Origin of the sequence: Streptomyces sp. NPDC018031, assembly GCF_044327625.1 — a bacterium.
Taxonomy (GTDB): Bacteria; Actinomycetota; Actinomycetes; order Streptomycetales; family Streptomycetaceae; genus Streptomyces.
On the sequence record NZ_JBIRFT010000014.1, the window covers coordinates 1 to 17,296 of the forward strand.

22 protein-coding genes are annotated in these 17,296 nt (G+C 73.9%); all 22 read right to left on the reverse strand.

Features of this window, described 5'->3' with window-relative positions; all coding sequences use genetic code 11:
- Positions 1–101, reverse strand: a 101-nt coding sequence (locus tag ACH4B3_RS25655; RefSeq protein ID WP_158786612.1) for a biotin carboxylase N-terminal domain-containing protein, incomplete at its 3' end; no start/stop codon positions are given.
- Between the two features lie 182 nt (positions 102–283).
- The gene (locus ACH4B3_RS25660) at positions 284–1,216 is read right to left on the reverse strand and encodes an alpha/beta hydrolase (RefSeq protein WP_398466487.1); all 933 of its coding nucleotides are present in this window, start codon (positions 1,214–1,216) and stop codon (positions 284–286) included.
- Between the two features lie 103 nt (positions 1,217–1,319).
- Positions 1,320–2,051, reverse strand: coding sequence for a 2-hydroxychromene-2-carboxylate isomerase (locus ACH4B3_RS25665; protein WP_398466489.1), 732 nt, complete (start codon positions 2,049–2,051; stop codon positions 1,320–1,322).
- A gap of 14 nt (positions 2,052–2,065) precedes the next feature.
- Complete coding sequence (gene fabG, locus ACH4B3_RS25670) at positions 2,066–2,824, reverse strand: 3-oxoacyl-[acyl-carrier-protein] reductase (protein WP_398466491.1); 759 nt, start codon at positions 2,822–2,824, stop codon at positions 2,066–2,068.
- Between the two features lie 16 nt (positions 2,825–2,840).
- Positions 2,841–3,335, reverse strand: a complete 495-nt coding sequence (locus ACH4B3_RS25675; protein ID WP_398466493.1) for a 3-hydroxyacyl-ACP dehydratase FabZ family protein — start codon at positions 3,333–3,335, stop codon at positions 2,841–2,843.
- Positions 3,335–3,736 (reverse strand): 3-hydroxyacyl-ACP dehydratase FabZ family protein, encoded by a 402-nt coding sequence (locus ACH4B3_RS25680; RefSeq protein ID WP_398466495.1) that lies wholly within the window; start codon positions 3,734–3,736, stop codon positions 3,335–3,337. Before ACH4B3_RS25680 ends, ACH4B3_RS25675 begins: the two co-directional genes overlap by 1 nt.
- 2 nt (positions 3,737–3,738) lie before the next feature.
- Positions 3,739–3,993 carry an acyl carrier protein gene (locus ACH4B3_RS25685; protein WP_398466497.1) on the reverse strand — a complete coding sequence of 85 codons (255 nt, stop codon included), beginning with the start codon at positions 3,991–3,993 and terminating at the stop codon, positions 3,739–3,741.
- Between the two features lie 148 nt (positions 3,994–4,141).
- Positions 4,142–5,077, reverse strand: coding sequence for an ACP S-malonyltransferase (locus ACH4B3_RS25690; RefSeq protein WP_398466499.1), 936 nt, complete (start codon positions 5,075–5,077; stop codon positions 4,142–4,144).
- Positions 5,078–5,115: 38 nt separating this feature from the next.
- Positions 5,116–6,240: a beta-ketoacyl synthase N-terminal-like domain-containing protein gene (locus ACH4B3_RS25695; protein WP_398466501.1), complete on the reverse strand. Its 1,125-nt coding sequence runs from the start codon at positions 6,238–6,240 to the stop codon at positions 5,116–5,118.
- Between the two features lie 161 nt (positions 6,241–6,401).
- Positions 6,402–6,905, reverse strand: a complete 504-nt coding sequence (locus tag ACH4B3_RS25700; RefSeq protein ID WP_398466503.1) for a hypothetical protein — start codon at positions 6,903–6,905, stop codon at positions 6,402–6,404.
- Position 6,906: 1 nt separating this feature from the next.
- Positions 6,907–7,311 (reverse strand): hypothetical protein, encoded by a 405-nt coding sequence (locus ACH4B3_RS25705; protein ID WP_398466505.1) that lies wholly within the window; start codon positions 7,309–7,311, stop codon positions 6,907–6,909.
- A 1-nt stretch (position 7,312) separates the two neighbouring features.
- Entirely contained in the window at positions 7,313–7,660 is a 348-nt protein-coding gene (locus ACH4B3_RS25710; protein WP_398466507.1) for a hypothetical protein, read from the reverse strand.
- 20 nt (positions 7,661–7,680) lie between these two features.
- Complete coding sequence (locus ACH4B3_RS25715) at positions 7,681–8,475, reverse strand: SDR family oxidoreductase (protein ID WP_398466509.1); 795 nt, start codon at positions 8,473–8,475, stop codon at positions 7,681–7,683.
- Positions 8,472–9,452: a beta-ketoacyl synthase N-terminal-like domain-containing protein gene (locus ACH4B3_RS25720; RefSeq protein WP_398466511.1), complete on the reverse strand. Its 981-nt coding sequence runs from the start codon at positions 9,450–9,452 to the stop codon at positions 8,472–8,474. The genes ACH4B3_RS25715 and ACH4B3_RS25720 overlap by 4 nt, the downstream gene beginning before the upstream one ends.
- Complete coding sequence (locus tag ACH4B3_RS25725) at positions 9,449–10,642, reverse strand: beta-ketoacyl-[acyl-carrier-protein] synthase family protein (protein WP_398466513.1); 1,194 nt, start codon at positions 10,640–10,642, stop codon at positions 9,449–9,451. The genes ACH4B3_RS25720 and ACH4B3_RS25725 overlap by 4 nt, the downstream gene beginning before the upstream one ends.
- A complete protein-coding gene (locus tag ACH4B3_RS25730; RefSeq protein ID WP_398466515.1) occupies positions 10,642–11,667 on the reverse strand; it encodes a hypothetical protein in 1,026 nt (341 codons plus the stop codon). Before ACH4B3_RS25730 ends, ACH4B3_RS25725 begins: the two co-directional genes overlap by 1 nt.
- Positions 11,667–12,494, reverse strand: coding sequence for an alpha/beta fold hydrolase (locus ACH4B3_RS25735; protein WP_398466517.1), 828 nt, complete (start codon positions 12,492–12,494; stop codon positions 11,667–11,669). Before ACH4B3_RS25735 ends, ACH4B3_RS25730 begins: the two co-directional genes overlap by 1 nt.
- Entirely contained in the window at positions 12,491–13,468 is a 978-nt protein-coding gene (locus tag ACH4B3_RS25740) for a beta-ketoacyl synthase N-terminal-like domain-containing protein (RefSeq protein ID WP_398466519.1), read from the reverse strand. The genes ACH4B3_RS25735 and ACH4B3_RS25740 overlap by 4 nt, the downstream gene beginning before the upstream one ends.
- Positions 13,465–14,604, reverse strand: coding sequence for a beta-ketoacyl synthase N-terminal-like domain-containing protein (locus ACH4B3_RS25745; RefSeq protein WP_398466521.1), 1,140 nt, complete (start codon positions 14,602–14,604; stop codon positions 13,465–13,467). Before ACH4B3_RS25745 ends, ACH4B3_RS25740 begins: the two co-directional genes overlap by 4 nt.
- Positions 14,601–15,842 (reverse strand): beta-ketoacyl-[acyl-carrier-protein] synthase family protein, encoded by a 1,242-nt coding sequence (locus tag ACH4B3_RS25750; RefSeq protein ID WP_398466522.1) that lies wholly within the window; start codon positions 15,840–15,842, stop codon positions 14,601–14,603. Before ACH4B3_RS25750 ends, ACH4B3_RS25745 begins: the two co-directional genes overlap by 4 nt.
- A 37-nt stretch (positions 15,843–15,879) precedes the next feature.
- Positions 15,880–16,131 (reverse strand): acyl carrier protein, encoded by a 252-nt coding sequence (locus ACH4B3_RS25755; RefSeq protein ID WP_398466524.1) that lies wholly within the window; start codon positions 16,129–16,131, stop codon positions 15,880–15,882.
- A 204-nt stretch (positions 16,132–16,335) separates the two neighbouring features.
- Entirely contained in the window at positions 16,336–17,178 is an 843-nt protein-coding gene (locus tag ACH4B3_RS25760; protein WP_398466526.1) for a response regulator transcription factor, read from the reverse strand.
- Positions 17,179–17,296: the final 118 nt, after the last annotated feature.

Genomic DNA, 17,296 nt, shown 5'->3' on the forward strand with positions numbered 1-17,296 from the left:
GGATCGGCGTACACGGCTACGCTCGCGATCCCGGCATCCCGACAAGCACGGGCAACGCGGACAGCGATTTCGCCACGGTTGGCGATGAGCACCTTACGCATGCTCTCTCTTCCTTTTTCCGATGAGAACCATCCTTCGCGGACGGTCGGTTGCGGGTGTGCGCGCGGGATGGTCCGGCGGCTGCGGGCGCGGGGCCGTGACCGGGGCCGTCCAGCGGGCATGGGTGTAGATTGCCACCTCCGCCCGGTCCGCCGGACGGAACACCACGGTCCGGGCCATCGACTTACCCCATGGCCCGTTCGAGGAAGTCCAGTACCACGTCCGCATAGGCCTCGGGGTCGGTGCGCAGGCCCAGCAGATGCCCGGCGCCGGGCAGCACATGCGTCTCGGCCTGCGGGAACCGCTCGGCGAACGCGTCCACCGACGAGGGCGGGACGACCGGGTCCAGCTCCCCCGACATGCACAGCAGCGGAACCCGGGCGAACTTCCCGAGGGCCGGCGGCGGCCACTGGTCCGAGGACGCGCGGGCCATCGCCGGGCCCACCGCGCACAGCACCCCGGTGACGATCGAACGCGCCGGCTCGCCGCGGAGCGGTGCGGGCAGCGGCAGGTGCTCCGCGTCCAGGAAGTTCCGCAGCAGCGGCGCCACGTCATGGCCCGGGCCGCTGTCGCAGACCAGCGCGTCCACCTCGAAGCCCGGCTGGGTGAGGGCCCAGATCGAGGAGAAGCAGGAGAAGGAGAAGCCGTACACGGCGAACCGGGCGGCCCCGTAGCCCCGGGCCGATCGCAGGTGCGAGACGACCTTGACGATGTCGCTGGCGAACCGGTCGCCCAGGCCGCGCCAGGCCGGGTCCTGACTGCTGGACCCGTGGTTGCGGTGGTCGAACAGACAGACGGTGTATCCGGCGTCGTGCAGGAACTTGGCGTGCTCCAGGGTGCGCACCTTGCTCAGCCCCAGGCTGTGGCCGAGGACGACCACCCGGTCCGTGGCGCCCGGGCACAGCCAGGCGTGGATGTACTTCCGGGGCCGGAACGGGATCTTCAGCTCCTGGCTGGGGAGCCCGTACTGCCGGGGATGCCCGCGCTCGGAGCTGCGCCGCGGATGGTACGCCAGATAGGCCAGCCCGGCTCCGTACAACGGAGCCAGCGGCAGTGTGGCCAGCGACAGCGTCCTGCTGCTGAGCGAGGTATGCCGGGTCGGCCTCGACTCGGGCATCTGTCGTCCTCCATGGGTGAAGGGGCATCCGTCGGGATCCCGGGGTGCGGACCCGGGGTGCGATCCGGTGTTGCTCGTTGCGCTGGGACGGGGCGCGCGGCGGTCAGCCGCACCCCCCTTCGTGGCCCTGCTCCGCGGCGCGGGCCGCCAGGAAGCCGGGGTCCGGGCTCGCCGGCCCGGGCGCGGCGGCCGGGCCGCCGTCGCGGGCGCGTACCGCGTCGACGAAGGCCGGCAGCCGGTCGACACCCCAGAACCGGTCGTATCCGAGGGTGAAGAAGGGCACGCCGAACACTCCGTCGCGGCTCTGGTCGAGCAGTGCCGGCACGCCCTCCCGCTCCCGCAGTTCCGGGTCGTCGGCGGCGGTGGCCATCCGCTCGGGGTCCAGCCCGAGTTCCCCGGCGAGGCGGGCGACGGTGGTCCGGTCGCAGATGTCGGCGCCCTCCAGCCAGCGTGCCCGGTGGACGAGGTCGAGGTACTCCGGGCCGCGCCCGGCCCGGAGCGCCACGAAGTAGGCGTAGTGCGGGACGGACCAGTCGGGGTCCTCGTCCACCGGCCAGCTGACGGTCAGTCCGCGCTGCCGGGTGAGCCGGCGTACGTCCTGGAGGATGTACAGGTGCTTGTCCCGGGACATCGCGACGTAGCTGAAGGAGCCGCCGGCCTCCCGCAGGGAGTGTTCGTCGCGCTCGTCCGGGTCCCACCACGGCCGCCACTCGACCGCCCGGGCCACGTCCGGATAGCGGTCGAGCAGGTCGCGGTAGGCGATCCAGGAGTACGGACTCCGGAAGTTGAAATAGAAACGTGGCACCTTGGGCGCCCTGACCCGGCGTCCGGCCATAACCGTCTCCCCCTTCAGAGGACGATGCCACCGTCGACCTGGAAAACGGCGCCGGTGACGTAGTCCGCTCGGACAAGATACGCGACCATGTCGGCGACTTCCTCCGGTCGGCCGAAGCGGCGCAGCGGAATGCTCTTCGCCGCCTCGTCCCGGACTTTCTCGGGCAGGCCGGCGGTCATGTCGGTCTCGATGAATCCGGGCGCGACGACGTTCGCGCGGACCCGGTAGCGGCCGGCCTCCTTGGCGAGGGACCGGGTGAAACCGATGATCCCGGCCTTGGAGGCGGCGTAGTTGGTCTGGGTGGCGTTGCCGTACACCCCGGCCACCGAGGAGATGTTGATGATGCAACCGGACTTGCGCTTCATCATCCCGAACACCACCGCGCGGCACACGTGGTAGGTGCCGTCGAGGTTGACGTCCAGCACCTGGTGCCAGTCCTCGTCCTTCATCAGCAGCAGCGGGTTGTCCCGGGTGATGCCCGCGGAGGTGACCGCCACGTCGATGTCGCCGAGTTCCTGCTCGGTGAAGGCGACCAGTTCGCGTACCGAGCCGGCGTCGGTGACGTCGGCGCGCCGGCCGATCACCCGGCCGCCGCCGAGGTCCGCGGCCGCCTTCTCCACCGACCGGGCGGCCTCCGGATCCGCCCCGTAGCAGAAGGCCACGTCGTAGCCCTCCTGCGCCAGCCGCAGCACGGTGGCCCGGCCGATGCCGCGCGAGCCGCCGGAGACCAGGGCGACCCGCCCGCCGTCGTGTGTTCCCGATGTCCCGGGCATGTCCTCGCTCTCCCTTTCAGTCCGGTCGCCCGCTCGGGGCCGCCTGGGGCAGCTCCGAGGCCGGGCGCATGGTCATCACCAGGCGGCCCACCGTCATCGCCGGTTCGTCCCCGACGGTGCTGTCGCCCTCGAAGACGAAGGTCTCCCCGACCACGCGGGAGAGGGTGACCCGGTGCTCCACCACGTCGCCGGGGAGCACCGGGCGGAGGAACTCGATGTCGGCGACCCCGCCGAGGAGCATCGCCTGGCCGGTGAGCACGTCCGGGTTGGGGCTGTCGCGGCCGACCAGGTACCCGGCCACATGGCACCAGGACTCCAGCAGGATGGGGGACGGGTAGTGGTAGTCCTCGGGTCCGGCGTCGTCCGGGACGTGCGCGTACCAGGGCTCGTTGACGGTGACCGCCTTCAGCCCGCGGGCCCGTTCGCCGGGCACCAGTTCGGTGATCCGGTCGACGAGCAGCATCGGGTAGCGGTGCGGCAGCATCTGCTTGAACGCGTGGGTGCCGTACATCACGGGGCCTTCCGGATCTCGAAGCGGAGCCGCAGCCGGGCGGCCCTGCCGCGCTCGGTCGCGGCCTCCGCCTTGCAGCGCCAGGCGTCGCCGCCCGGCAGCCGCTGCCAGGTCAGCTCGATGGTGACGGTGTCGCCGGGGAAGACCGGCCCGACGAACCGGGTGGACTCCACGGCGGCCAGCCGCCAGGGGCCGCCCTCGGCGGGCAGCGTTTCCAGGGCGCTGAGCTGGACGTACTCGATCAGGCAGACGCCGGGGAAGATCGGGAAGCCGGGGTAGTGCCCGGCGAACACCCGCTCCGCGGGGTCGATCACGACGACGGTCCGGGCGGGGCTGCCGGCGCCGCCCGGGTCGATCACCCGGGGGACGCCGTCCACCGGTGTGGCACGCGAGACGGGCACGGTCAGCCTTCCAGCTTCTCGGCGATCAGGTCGTACGCCGCGCGCAGACAGGTGATCTTCTTCAGTTCGTCCTCGCCGAGCCGGATGGCGTACTTCTTCTCCAGGACGACCATGACCTCCAGGGCCATCAGCGAGTCCACGCCCAGGTCCTCGATGAACTCGGCGTCGTCGGTGAGATCCTCCTCGTCCACGTCGAGGACGTCGGCGATCAGGGTGCGCAGGTCGTCGAGGTCGAGGACGACGGTGGAGTCGGTCATGGGGGTCTCCTTATGGTGCGGGGGTCACGGGGGTGGACCCACGGTTGCGGTGCGGGGGGGCCCGCGGGCGTCCGGGAGCTGCCCGGACGGTCGAGCGGTCGGGGGTCAGGGGGTCGGGGGGCGGGGGCCGAGATGGCGGGTGCGGGGGTCAGCCGGTGGCGGCGACCAGCGCGGCGTAGGCGTCCACCGGGACGGTCTGCGCGTCCTTGGCGATCCGCCGGATCATGCCGATCAGCTGACGGCCGGGGCCGAGCTCCACGAAACGGGTGCAGCCGAGTTCTCCGGCGAGGGTGCGGACGCTCTCCTCCCAGCGCACCGGGCCGGTGAGCTGGCGCAGTTCCAGGGCGGGCCAGACGTCGCCGGTGGTGTAGGGGCGGGCGTCGGCGTTGGCCACCACGGGGATGTGCGCCCGGGCGAACTCGGCGGCCTTCAGGGCGGCCTCCAGCCGGTCGGCGGCGGCTGCCATCAGCGGGCTGTGGAAGGCGCCGCCGACCGGGATGCGGATCACCTTCCCGCCCGCCTCGGGGGCCAGCCCGGCGAGCGCCGCAACCCCCTCGTCGGTGCCGGAGACCACCACCGCGCCCGGGGCGTTGATGTTGGCCAGCCAGACGTCCTGTCCGCTCTCCCGGACCCGCGCGGCGAGTCCGGCCGCGGTGTCGGCGTCGATCCGCACCACGGCGGCCATGGTTCCCGGGGACCGGTCCGCGGCCTCCCGCATGGCCCGTCCCCGGGCGGCGACCAGGCGGGCGGCGTCGGCCAGCGAGACCGCTCCGGCGGCGTACAGCGCCGTGTACTCGCCCAGGCTGTGTCCGGCGCAGGCGGTGACCTCGCCGAACAGGCCGGCCGCCCGTGCCTCGTGGTAGGCGAGGACCTCGGTGGTGAAGACCGCGACCTGGGCCAGGTCGGTGCGCTTCAGCGTCTCGTCGTCGGCGTGCAGCAGCAGGTCCTCGGCGTCGGTGCCGGTGTGTTCGGAGATCTCGGCGACCAGCGGCCAGGACGCGGTCTCCCGCCATGTCTCGCCCATGCCGTGCTTCTGGGCACCCTGCCCGGGGAACACCAGCGCCGTGGGTCTGTCCGTCGTCATCTCACTGTCTCCTCGCGTGTGATGGCTCTGCCGGGCCGTCACCGGGTCCGCAGCAGCGCGGCCCCGACCACACCGTCCCGGTCGACCGAGGTGATCAGAGCGAGACCACCGGGTTCCGCGTCGCCGCGCTCGGCGAGCGCGAGCACCGCGGCGACCTGGAACGCCGCCGAGGCGGCGCAGGTGTCGCCGAGGGACTCGGCCGGAGCCGGCCGCAGCGGCCGCCGGCCGTCGAACAGCTCGGCCAGCACCTCGCGTTCGGCCTCCCCTTCGACGCCCGGCGCGTGCGAGTCGGCGACCGCCCAGACCTGGCCCGGGGTCGCGCCGGCGCCGTCCAGCAGGCGCCGCAGGACCTCGGTGAGGACCGGGCGGACCTCGGTGCCGTCCGCCGCGAAGCCGAACTCCAGACCCGCGACCTCGGCGAGGCCGCCGCGCCCGTGGGCGGCCGCGGTCTCGCCGGGCTCCATCAGCCAGAACGCCGCGCCCTCGCCGAGCACCGCGGTCTCCCGGCCCGCCGGCCGGGAGTGCCAGTCCAGCCAGGCGCGGGCGGCGGAGAACTCCTCCACCGCTCCGCACAGCACGGTATCGGCCCGGCCCGCTCGTTGCAGCCGCAGGGCGTAGCGCAGGGCGAGCAGCCCGGCCGCACGGCCCCCGGCGATGGTGGCGTTGGGGCCCTTGAGGCGGTGCCAGATGGCCGAGGTGCCGGTGGCGCAGTTCATCACCGAGTTGGGCACCCGGGCCGGGTCGACGAAGAACGGGCGGCTGCTGGTGAGGGATTCACGGGTGAGGTCCATGCTGCTCTGGGCGCTGCCGGTGCTGGTACCCAGGGCCAGCCCCGCGTACTCCCCCACTCCGGGCAGCCGCCCGCCGTCCCCGCCGGCCTCCGGTCCGCCCGCGGCGAGCAGCTGCCGCAGCGCGGTGACCGCCAGGCCGGTGGCCCGGTCCATGGTGCGGGTGCCCTTGCGGCCCAGCAGCTCCTTGATCCGGAAGTCCGGGACCAGGCAGGCGGTCGGCTGCGGGACGCTCCACTCGGCCGCGTCCACCGGCCGTTCGGTGCGGCGCGCGGTGGCGAGCCCGTCGGCGAAGTCGGCACCGTGCAGACCCCAGGGCGACACGGCGGCCCAGGCGGAGATGAGCGGTCCGCCGGGGCGGGTGGGGAAGGCCATGGTCGGGTGCGCTCCTCGGGAGGTGACGGCGGGCGGGGTGAGCGGGCGGCGGACGGGGGCCGCGGCGGGGGTGGCCGGGGCCGGCGGGGCGCCCTGGCCGGGCGGGCCGCCGGGGGCACGGGACGCCGCCGGGCGGGGCGGGGCGCCGGGGCGAGGCCCGGTCACAGGAACCACACCTGGGTGTAGGAGGGCCAGCTCGCCGCCAGTTCGCCGCTTCCGACGACCCGTACGCCGGGCAGCAGCCGGTCCCGGGCGGTGCGCCCCAGCGCGGCCAGTCCGTCCTCCTCGACCAGGACGGTCATCCCGTCGGCCAGCATCCGGCGGACCGCGGCGCGCGGGTCGGGCAGGGTGTCCAGGGTGCGGTGGCCGATCCGCACCGAGGGTTCGAAGCCGGTCTCCAGGGCGTAGCCGACGGCCGCGCCGCGCAGGGCCAGGTCGCAGCCACCGCTCTGCCGGTGCAGGTCCTGGATGAAGTTGAGGCCGTCGGCGTACTGGGATTCGACGGCGCCGCGGTAGGCGCGTTCCATCACCACCAGCCAGCGCTCCGGCGCCGCCCCGGGCACGGGGCCGGAGCGGGGATCGGGGCCGGGTTCGATGCCGGGTTCGAGGCGGTGCCCGGGACCGGGTTCGATGCCGGGGCGGGGTTCGGGGCCGGGTCCGGTCATGTCAGCACACCCCCAGGGACAGCGTCTTGCCGGCGGCCCGGACGTGCTCGGCGAAGCGGAACGGCGATCTGCGCCGCACCTGCGGGATCTGGTCGGCCATGCCGCGGTCGTCGCTGCAGGTCCGGCAGACGTACCAGTGGAGACGGCCGGGGTGGTCGGCGAGCAGCCCGGCGGCGACGGCGGCCGTGGAGGGGTAGTGGCGCTCCCAGTCGACGAGGTTCCGGGGCTTGCTGTCGCCGTGCCCGGCCCAGGTGAGACCGGTGGCGTCCCCGCAGGTCCAGATCTGCAGCCGGGCACCGCGATCGAGGACCGCGGTGGCCAGCCGCAGCGCGGACAGCACGTGTTCGTTCTGGTGCGGGGCGGCGAAGACCATCAGCAGCAGGTCGGTGCGGGGGACGGCGGCCATCTCAGTGCCACACCGCCCGTACCGCGGGTTCCAGCAGGGTGGCGGCCACCCGGTCCATGTCCACCAGCCGGGCGGCGGGGCTCAGGTCGCCGGTGGCCAGGGCGCGCTGGGCGGCGGAGAAGCCGTCCACCCACAGCTCGGCGCCCAGGCCGGCGAGCCGGTCGATCTCCGGGCAGGCGCCGGGCAGCGCGGCCAGCACCCCGTTCTCGATCAGGAGGAGGACCACGCGGTGGCCGTCCTCGGCCAGCCGCACGGCGTCGCCGAGGAAGCGGGCACAGGCCGGCCCGGACTCCGGCCCGCCGCTCTCGATCAGCAGGTGTTCCGTCGTACGGCTGTCTCCAGCGGTCATCCCGGTGCTCGTTCCCTCGCTCAGGCCGTCAGCGACTCGCCGCCGTCGACCCCGATCACATTGCCGGTGATCCAGGACGAGTCGGTGCGGGAGAGCAGCACGACGGCCTCGGCGACGTCCTCGGGCCGGGTCAGCCGCTGGTGCGGGTTGACCCGGGCGGCCACCTCGGCCAGCCGGTCGCTGCCTGGGATGCGTTCCAGCGAGGGGGTGCGGGTCACCCCGGCGAGCAGCGCGTTCACCGCGACGCCGGACGGGGCCAGCTCCAGGGCCAGTTGCCGGACGTGCGACTCCAGGGCGCACTTGGCGGCGGAGACCGCGCCGTAGCCGGCGGTCACCTTCCGGTCGCCGGAGCTGGTCATCGCGTAGACCTTGGCGCCGCGGCCGAGCAGCCCGGCGGCGAACAGGTCCTGGGTCCAGTAGACGAGGGAGTGCGCCATGACGTCGAGCGTCATGTTCATCTGGCGGGCGGCGATCCCCGGCTGCCCGGCGGCCGGCAGGAAGGGGCCGAGGGTGCCGAAGGCCAGGGAGTGCAGCAGGATCCGGACGCCCTGGCCGCCGGTGAGCTCGGCGATCCGCGGCACCAGTTCCTCCCGGGTGCGCTGGGCGGCGGCGTTCATGTTGAAGAAGTGCGCCTGGACGCCGCCGGCCCGGATCTCCCGCTCGGCGTCCGCCGCCTTCTCCTGGCCGGCGGCGGTGTCGAAGTGCACGCCCACGATGTTGACGCCGTGCCGCGCCAGCTCGTGGGCGGTGGCCAGGCCCATTCCGCTGGAGGCGCCCAGGATCAGGCTCCAGGAGCCGCTCAGTGACGTGATCATCGGTGCTGGACTCCTCCTCGTTCCGCGCCGGCGGGCTGCTCGGCGCCGGTGGGCCCGGCGGCCGGGGTGGTGACGCAGACCGCGACGTTCCCCTCCGCCGCCGCGGTGATCACCACCGACGGGGCGGTGCCGGTGCCGGCCAGGCCGCCGGCGACGTGCCGCATTGGGGTGAGGCAGCCGGCCCCGGCCGGCACGTGTCCGGCGCGGTCGCCGAGCGCTTCGGCCAGCGCCCGGCCGACGGGCGAGTCGTCGAGCACCGCGGTGACGCGCTCGCCGCCGGCCGGGTGGTGGCCCAGCGCCTCCAGGGCGTCCTGGATCCGCTCCTCGGCGCGCCGGGCGCCCTGGGCCGCGGCGGCCGTCCGCGGCGGCAGGAAGAAGGACCGGACCGCGACCCGGCCGAGGACCGTGCCGCCGCGGGCCGCCACGGTGTCCGGGCGTTCCAGCACGAAGGCGACCGCGCCCGCCTCGGAGCCGGCCGCGCCGGGCGCGGAGCCGGGCAGCGCGGCCTCGGTGGCCCCGGCCAGCAGCCAGTCGGCGCGGCCCACGGCGACCGACCGCTGCCCGGTCTCCAGGGCTTCCAGGCCGGCGATCCGCGGGCTGGTGAAGGTGATGTTGAACCCCTTGACCGACTGCTCCACGGCGAGCTTGCTGATGTAGGTGTTGATGGAGAAGTACGGGGCGGACGCCGGGCTCAGGTCGTCCGACCCGCCGTCCACGACCGTGCGGTCCATGGCCGCGTGCACCGCCACGGCGGCGCTGTTGGTGCCCACGGTGGCCGCGCGCCGCCGCGGGTCGACCGCCTGCTGGGTGTGCTCGCCGGGCCCGGCGAGCGCCTGCCGGGAGGCGGCGAGGAAGTACTGGGCGGCGGGGGGCAGGTACTTGTAGCCGCGGCGGCCCAGCGCGGTCCGGTGGTCGAAGCCGTCGGCCTCCACCACGGCGAGGCCGGTGACGACCAGGGCGTCGCTCGTCTGACTCACAGCCGGGCCTCCTGAAGGACCAGGGAGATGTTGTTGCCCCCGAAGGCGTAGGCGTTGACCAGCCCGAACCGGCCACGGGTCGGGGCGCCGGCGGTGGGCAGCGACACCGCGCACCGGGGGTCCCGCTCGCCGATGTCGACGTTCCCCGGCACCCTCCCGTGGTGCAGCAGGAGTGCCGAGGTCAGGGCGCCGAAGGCGCCGGCCGCGGAACCGGTGTGGCCGATCAGCGCCTTGAGGTTGTAGACCGGGGTCCCGGCGGCGCGGTCGCCCAGCACCGTGCCGAGGACTTCGCTCTCCACCACGTCGTTGAGCTCGGTGCCGGTGCCGTGCGGCACCACGAACGCCACCTCCTCCGGACCGGCCCCGGCCTCGGCGAGCGCCTGCCGCATGCCGTGCTCGATCTCCGCACCGGTGGGCTCGGGGGCGGTGGCGTGGTAGGCGTCGCAGCTCCAGCCGCTGCCGGCCAGCGCGGCGTACACCGTGCCGGCGCCCCGGCGGCGGGCGTGGGCGGCGGACTCCAGGACCAGGACGGCGGCGCCCTCGCCGAAGTGCGTGCCGCGGCGGTCGGCGGCGAACGGCCGGCACCGCTCGGGGTCCATGGCGCCCAGCCGGTTGAAGCAGGCCAGCGCCACCCGGGAGCAGGCCTCGGCACCGCCGACCACGACCACGTCGGCCTCTCCGGCGCGGATCTGGTCGGCGGCCACGGTGAGCGCGTAGCCGCTGGCCGAACAGGCGTTGCTGATGCTGGTGTTGCCGCCCTCGGCGCCGAGCCGGCCGCCGACCACAGCGGCCACCGGGAAGGCGGGCGCCCAGCGGTCGGTGTCCGGCGGCCCGCCCGGGCGCCACCCTTCGTGCAGGTCGGCGTCGCCCATGCCGGTACTGATCGAGACGGCGATCCGGCGCGGGTCGAGCGCGGCGAGCGAGTCGGCCCCGGCGTCGGCGACGGCCTGCCGGGCGGCCTCCAGGGCGAGCCGGGAGCCCCGGCCGATCGGCAGCCCGTCCTGCTCCGGCGGCCCGTCGGGCAGGTCCGCCTCCGGCACCAGGTACATCGACGGGTAGGGCATGTTCGCGTCCGGCACCGGGATCGGCCCGGGTGCGCTGCGCGCCGCGTTCAGCCCCCGCCAGTAGGCGTCGATGCCCGACCCGAGGCAGGAGACGGTGCCCAGCCCGGTGATCAGTACGTCGTCCATCAGGCGTTCCCCGTGTCCCGGCCGGTGCCGTTCAGGGCGTCCAGCACCCGCTGGTCGAAGGGGACCAGGCCCCAGTCGCCGCGGCCGGTGATCTCCGCGTAGCCGTGGGTGATGGTGCCGGACTGGACCAGCCGGAGCCGGCCGTCGCGGTGCACGTAGTTGTCCATCCGGGAGGTGTAGGTGAGGTCCTTGAAGACCAGTTCCACGGCGTAGACCGTGTACAGGTCCTCCTCCATCAGCGCCTCGTCGACGATCCGGACGCGGGAGGCCGGGCAGGCCGGGATCCACTTCCGCTCGTCCAGCAGGGTCTTGATGGAGATGCCGCGGTCGCGCACGAAGCGGTCCTTGGCCTCCTCCATCAGCCGCAGGTAGCCGGAGAGCTGGAGCCGTTCGGTGAAGTGGCAGTACGGGTAGCTGATGTTCCACTTCCAGGCGTGGGCGTTGCGGCCCGCGGTGAGCGCGGCCAGTACCGCCGTCTCGTCGCCGCCCGAGGCCAGCACCCGCTCGGCCGCCGCGGTGTACTCCGGGGCCGGGTCGGCCACCGGCGGCAGCTCCTCGCCCAGCCGGGCCACGGTGAACGGCCGGAACGCCGCGGGCACCCCGGGCGCCGCGGCGGGGTCGGCGCGCAGGCTCAGCCGCACCTTGGAGGTGGCCGCCTTCAGCGCCGCGCCGTCCCGGTCCACCCGGAGCGTCACCTTGAAGGTGAGCGCGTCGCCCCGCTCGCCGCGGAACCGGGCCGGCGCGATCTCGGCCTCGACCTGGTCGTCGAGGTGGAGGGCGTGCAGGATCCGGGTGTCCATCCCGGTGAACTCGCACGCCAGCCCGTGCTCGGCGTACAGCCGCCGGGACGGCCATCCGGCCCGGTCGAAGTGCACCAGAACGGCTTCCTCGACCAGGTAGTTGATGTGCTTGAAGCCGATCCAGGTGCCGATGTTGGAGCCCTCGAAGCGCGGGCGCAGGCGCACCACGGTGGTGTCACCCAGCAGATACCCGAGCCCGGGGGACGGCTCGACAGCAGCGGTCATCAGTTGTGCTCCATCGCTGGGAGGGGTGCGTCCGGCCGGGGCCGGCCGGTGAGGGTGGAGAGGAAGCCGTTGAGGACGCCGGCGAAGGCGTCGGCGCTCTCCACCATCGAGAAGTGGCCGACTCCGGGCAGGATGCCGACCCGGGCGTCGGGCAGCGCCCGGCCCAGCCCGGCCGCCTCGGCGGGGTCGGAGGCGAAGTCCTCGGCGCCGCCGATCAGCTGCACGGGGAGGGACAGCCGCTCGACGGGCAGCCGCGGGGTGTCCAGGTACTGGTCGAAGAAGCGCATCCAGCCGTACGGGCCGATCCGGTCGCGCACCTTGAGCGCCATGTCCCGCCGGAGGGACCCCTCCAGCCGGCCGCCGGAGCTGACCCGCAGGCCGTCGTCGAGGATGCGGTCGAAGTGGTTGAGGTAGTAGGCGAGCGTGTCCCAGTCGAACATCTCCTGGTGGGCCCGGTAGAACGGGGACACCAGCGCCGCGCCGCGCGGTTGGCGCCCCGCGGTCGCGGAGCGGGCCAGCCAGGCCAGTACGGCGCCGGCGCCGAAGGAGTGTCCGACGATCACGTCCGGGCGGTGCGGCAGTCGGCCGACCGCCTCCTCGATCCACTCGTGGGGCGGCCGGTCCGGCCAGCCGGGCACCCCGGCGCCGCGCCAGGGCAGGTCGGCGGTCCACAGCTCGCAGCCGGGGTGGGCGCGCTCGACGAAGCGGTCCCACACGGCGGCGCCGCCGGCCAGCCCGTGCACCAGCAGCACCCGCAGCGGGCCGCCGCCGGCCGCTGCCGGGCGGGCCAGGCGCAGCAGCACCGCTTCCTCGGGTCCGGGGATCACGGCGCCTCGTACCCCTCGACGAGGAGTCCGGCGACCGCGTCCGCGGTGTCGTCGCCGGCGGTGAGCAGGGCCGGGCCGGTGCCGCCGGCCCCGAGCCAGCCGGTGGCGGCGGCGCACTGCAGCACGCCGAGCGCGCCGGAGGCCGGGCCGAAGGCGCGGGTGAGGTCGTGCCGGGGCACGGACCGGTGCACCGGGTCCCCGTCGGCCGCGGCCGGGTGGCCTTCGGGGGTGAACCAGATGCCGGGGGCCGGGCCGGCCGCCGGCCCGGCCAGCAGCGCCGTCACGCACGCGCCGAGGCCGGCCCGGCGCTCGTAGCGGCCGAGCACCGCGGCCGGGGTGACGCCGCGGCCGCGGGCGGTGCGCACACTCTCCAGGACCAGCGCGGCCGCCCCGTCCAGCAGCCGGTCGGGGTCCCGGCCGAGCAGACCGCCGACGATGTCGTTGCGCGGCTCCACGCCGACCACCACGACCTGCCGGACCCGGCCGGCGGTGATCAGGCCGGCGCCCCAGTGGACGGCGTCCAGGCCCGAGCCGGGCCCGTTGCAGAGCATCAGGTTGGGGCCGCGCAGGCCGAAGCGGAGGGCGACGGAGGAGGCGACCACGTTGCTGGAGGCGTTGGGGGTGGCCATCGGGCTGATCCGGTCCGCGCCCTGGTCGGCGATCTCGGCGGTGATCCGGCAGACCGTGTCGAGGTTGCCGAGGTTGGAGCTGGCGACCACCCCGACGGTGTGCCCGGGTACGGACGGTTCCTCGCCGTCGGCGGGGATCAGCGCGGCGTCGCGCAGCGCGTGCACCGCGGCGCACAGCGCCAGCTGGGTGGCGCGGTCCTTGTAGCGGTGCCCGCGGCGGCCGATGACGGCCCCGGTGTCGAACAGCTCGGGGCCGGCCGGCTCGGTCCGCAGCAGCGCGGCCGGGTGGTCGGCGCCGGGCAGGGCCAGGCCGACACCGGTGACGGCGATCCGTTCGGCGCTCACCGGCCCGTCCTCTCCACGATGGCGACCGCGTTGACGCCGCCGAAGCCGTACGCCCCGATCTGGGCGACGCCGATGTCCGCGCCGCGCACCTCCCCGGTGGCGAACCGGAACCCGGCGGCCTCCGGGACCGGGTCGGTGAGGCCGGTGGTGGGCGGCACCTGGCCGGTCTCCATCGCCTTCAGCGCGACGATCAGGCTGACCAGGCCGGAGCTGCCCGAGGTGTGCCCGGTCATCGACTTGACGGCGGTCATCAGCGGTCCGCCGGCGTCGTCACCGAACACCTCGGCGATGGCCGCGGCCTCGGCCTCGTCGTTGAGGACGGTGCCGGTGCCGTGCAGCATCACCAGGTCGACGTCGCGCGGTTTGACCCCGGCCTTCCACTGCGCCTCGCGGACGGCTTCGGCGATGCCGCGGGCGTCCGGGGCGGTGACGTGGTGGGCGTCGCAGTTCATGCTGACGGCGCAGAGCCGGCCCAGGGCGGCCGGGGCGGCGGCGGTCTCCTCGCGGCGGAGCACCACGGCGGCGGCGCCGTCCCCCATGAGCACCCCGCGGCGGGCGCGGTCGAACGGCTGGACCCGGACCGGCGGTTCCAGGTGGACCCGGTCGACCAGTCCGTACATGCTCTCGGTGATGGTGTCGACGCCGGCGACGACAACGGTGTCGGCGACGCCGGCGTCGAGCAGGTCGCCGCCCATGGCGAGGGCGTGCAGGGAGGCGGAGCAGGCGCCGGCGACGGTGTAGGTGCGGTCGGCGCCGAAGCGCTCCCGCAGCGCGGTGCCGAAGTGCATCCGGTCCATGTCGAAGGCGATGCCGTCGCGGTGCGCGAGTTCGGCCGAGCGCAGCTCGCGCAGACCGGTGCCGACGAGCACCGGGACCCCGCTGAGGTCGTCGCCGAGCCCGGCCTGCGCGGCGGCCTCCTCGACCGCCCGCAGCAGCCAGCGGGTGGCGCGGCCGGGCTCGTCGCCGCCGCCCGCCCGGTCGTCGATCTCGTAGGCGTGCCGGGCCCGGTACCGGGTGCGGTCGAAGCCGCGGATCTCGTTGATTCCGCTGGTGCCGGCGCACAGGGCGCGGAACATCGCCTCGACCCCGTCGCCGACGCTCACCACCGCTCCGGCTCCGGTGATCAGCCGGCTCACGCCGGGGCTCCCGTGCGTTCCGGCTCCCACCTGCCGAAGATGACGACGGCGTTGTTGCCCCCGAAGGCCAGGCCGTTGTTCTGGACGACCCGCAGCTCGGCCTCGACGGCGTGGTTGGGCACGCAGTCCAGCGCGACCTCGGGGTCGGTCCGCTCGTGGTTGATGGTGGGCGGGATGAAGCCCTCGGTCAGGGCGAGCGCGCAGCCGACGGCGGCCAGTGCGCTGGCGGCGCCCATGGTGTGGCCGATCATCGACTTGATGGAGACGGTGCGCGGCGGGACCTCGAAGACCTGGCGGATCGCTCCTGCCTCGGTGACGTCGTTGGCCTTGGTGCCGGTGCCGTGCGCGGAGATGAAGTCCACCTCGCCGGGCTCGATCCCGGCGTTCTCCAGGGCCAGCCGCATGCAGTGGGCGACGCTGTCCTGGTGCGGGGCGACCGGGTGGTGGGCGTCGCAGTTGAGGCCGTAGCCGAGGACCTCGGCGTAGATGCGGGCGCCGCGGGCCAGCGCGGACTCCAGCGACTCCATGAGGAGCACGCCGGCGCCCTCGCCGGTGAGGATGCCCTTGCGGTCGACGTCGAAGGGCCGGCACTTCTCGGGTGCGATGGTGCCCAGCCGGTAGAAGCCGGTGAAGGTCTTGCGGCACAGCGCGTCGGCCCCGCCGCACAGCGCGTACTCCACGTCGCCGCTGCGGATGGCGTCGAAGCCGTACCCGATGGCGTAGTTGCCGGCCGCGCACGCGGTGGGCAGGGTGACGGCCTCGACCCGGCGGAGCCCGAACTCCCGGGCCACGGCGGCCGAGAGCCGCCCGGCCGGGACCCGGCGGGCGAGGGCGGGGTCCATGTGCTCGGGACCCTGCCGCACCTCGGTCTCCACCAGCTGGTCCAGGTCCCGCGCCTCCCCGTCGGTGGTGCCGATGGAGACCAGGGAGGGGGCGGCGCGCAGCCGGTCCTCGTCGAGTCCGCCGTCGGCGACGGCCATACGGGCCGCGGCGACCGAGAACTGGCTGGCGCGGCCCAGTGTCCCCGGGTCGAGGTTTTCTATCCAGTGCGCCGGATCGAAATCGGTGATCTCGCAGGCGGTGGTGTGTTCGAAGCCTTCGGTGTCGAAAGCGGTGATGGGTTTGGCGGCGCTTTTCCCGGAACGCAGTCCGGCCAGGAACTCGGCTTTGCCGATACCGATGCCGGACACCGATCCGAGACCCGTGATGACGACTCTGCGGGTCGGTTCCTCGTACATGATCGCGCGCCTCCCAGGAGTACCGCCGTGGCGGCTATTACCAGCCGGCCGCTTCGGAAACGACCTCGTAGACGCCCTGGAGGTTCACCATGCGCGCCAACTGGGACTGGTTGATGACCACGTCGAATTCCTTTTCCAGTGCCGCCAGGATTTCAATGGCACGGAGCGAGTCTGCGTCGTGCTCCTCCTTGAAAAGGCTGGTTTCCGTGACCTCGTCGGGGTCGATCTCAAGGATGTCGGTGACGATGTCCTTGATGATTTCCTGACGCTCTTCGACGATGGCGGTCATGAGCCCCGCACCTCCAGTTGGGTCATGGACTGAAGCCAGTCAGGTCATGGGCTGAAGCCAGAGAGTTACCGGCGAACGCCCCGACGCTAGGCGTCCGGCCAGGGCGCAGCAAGGTCCGAGTCCACTAGCTGTCACGGCGCACGGTGGGACAACCCGTTGGTAACCACAACTGTCATAGAGCTGCACAGATGTGACTCAGGTCACTTAAGAACCTGTCTCCATCAGGCCGGAACGCACCGCCCGCACCCCCGCCTGGAACCGGGATTCGACCTGGAGATCCCGCATGATGTCCGCGACGTAACGGCGGTAGGTGCGCACCGACAGGCCCAGCTTCCGGGCCGCGGCGTCGTCCTTGTACCCGTCCGCCATCAGCGCCAGCACCTCCCGCAGCACCCGGCCGCGCGCGCCGCCCTCGAAGGAGAGCGGACGGGTGGGGCGCTGCGCGGTGTCCCACATGCCCGACAGCAGGTGGTACGTCATGTCGGCGACGGTGGAGTTCTGGATCATCGAGGCCCGGGAGCCGCCCGGCTCGCCGGGGGTGGCGTCCGGCGCGATCACCGCGGCCGCGTCCACCACCACCAGCTCCTGGCGGACCGCGTGCGACACCCGCACCTCGACCTCGGAACCTAAGACGCCGATCGTGCGGGCCCACAGCGCGCCGCGGATCACCGGCGGCGGGCAGAGCATCCGGGTGCGCACGCCCTTCTCGGCGAGCTGCGCGAGCGTCTGGGCGATCAGCCTGCCGTGCTCCTCGGAGGCCACCTCGGGCAGGCTCCAGATCACCGCGCGCTCCGCCCGCAGCACCAGCCGGGCGACCCAGCCGGCCACCGCCTCGCCGCCGACCGGGAGGTCGGCGGTGGCGCAGGCGAGGGTGGACCTGCGGTGGTGGTGGACGGCCGTCTCCAGCAGGGTCAGCGCCTGGCCGAGCGCGGCCTCCAGATTGTCCGCGGCGACTTCCGCGGCCGGCGCCTCGGCGGCGGCCGCGTGGCCATCGCCGCCGTCACCGAATGGCGCAAAATCGCTTTGTTGAATTCCGAAATGGCTCAAAGGGCACCCCCATTGCCTTTGCCTGCACGGCTAAACCCCCGCCAATGCGCTTTCACATTATCCGTCATGCGGACTTTCCGGCAAGGAAGATCCCGCCCTTTTGGACACCGGCGAGCAA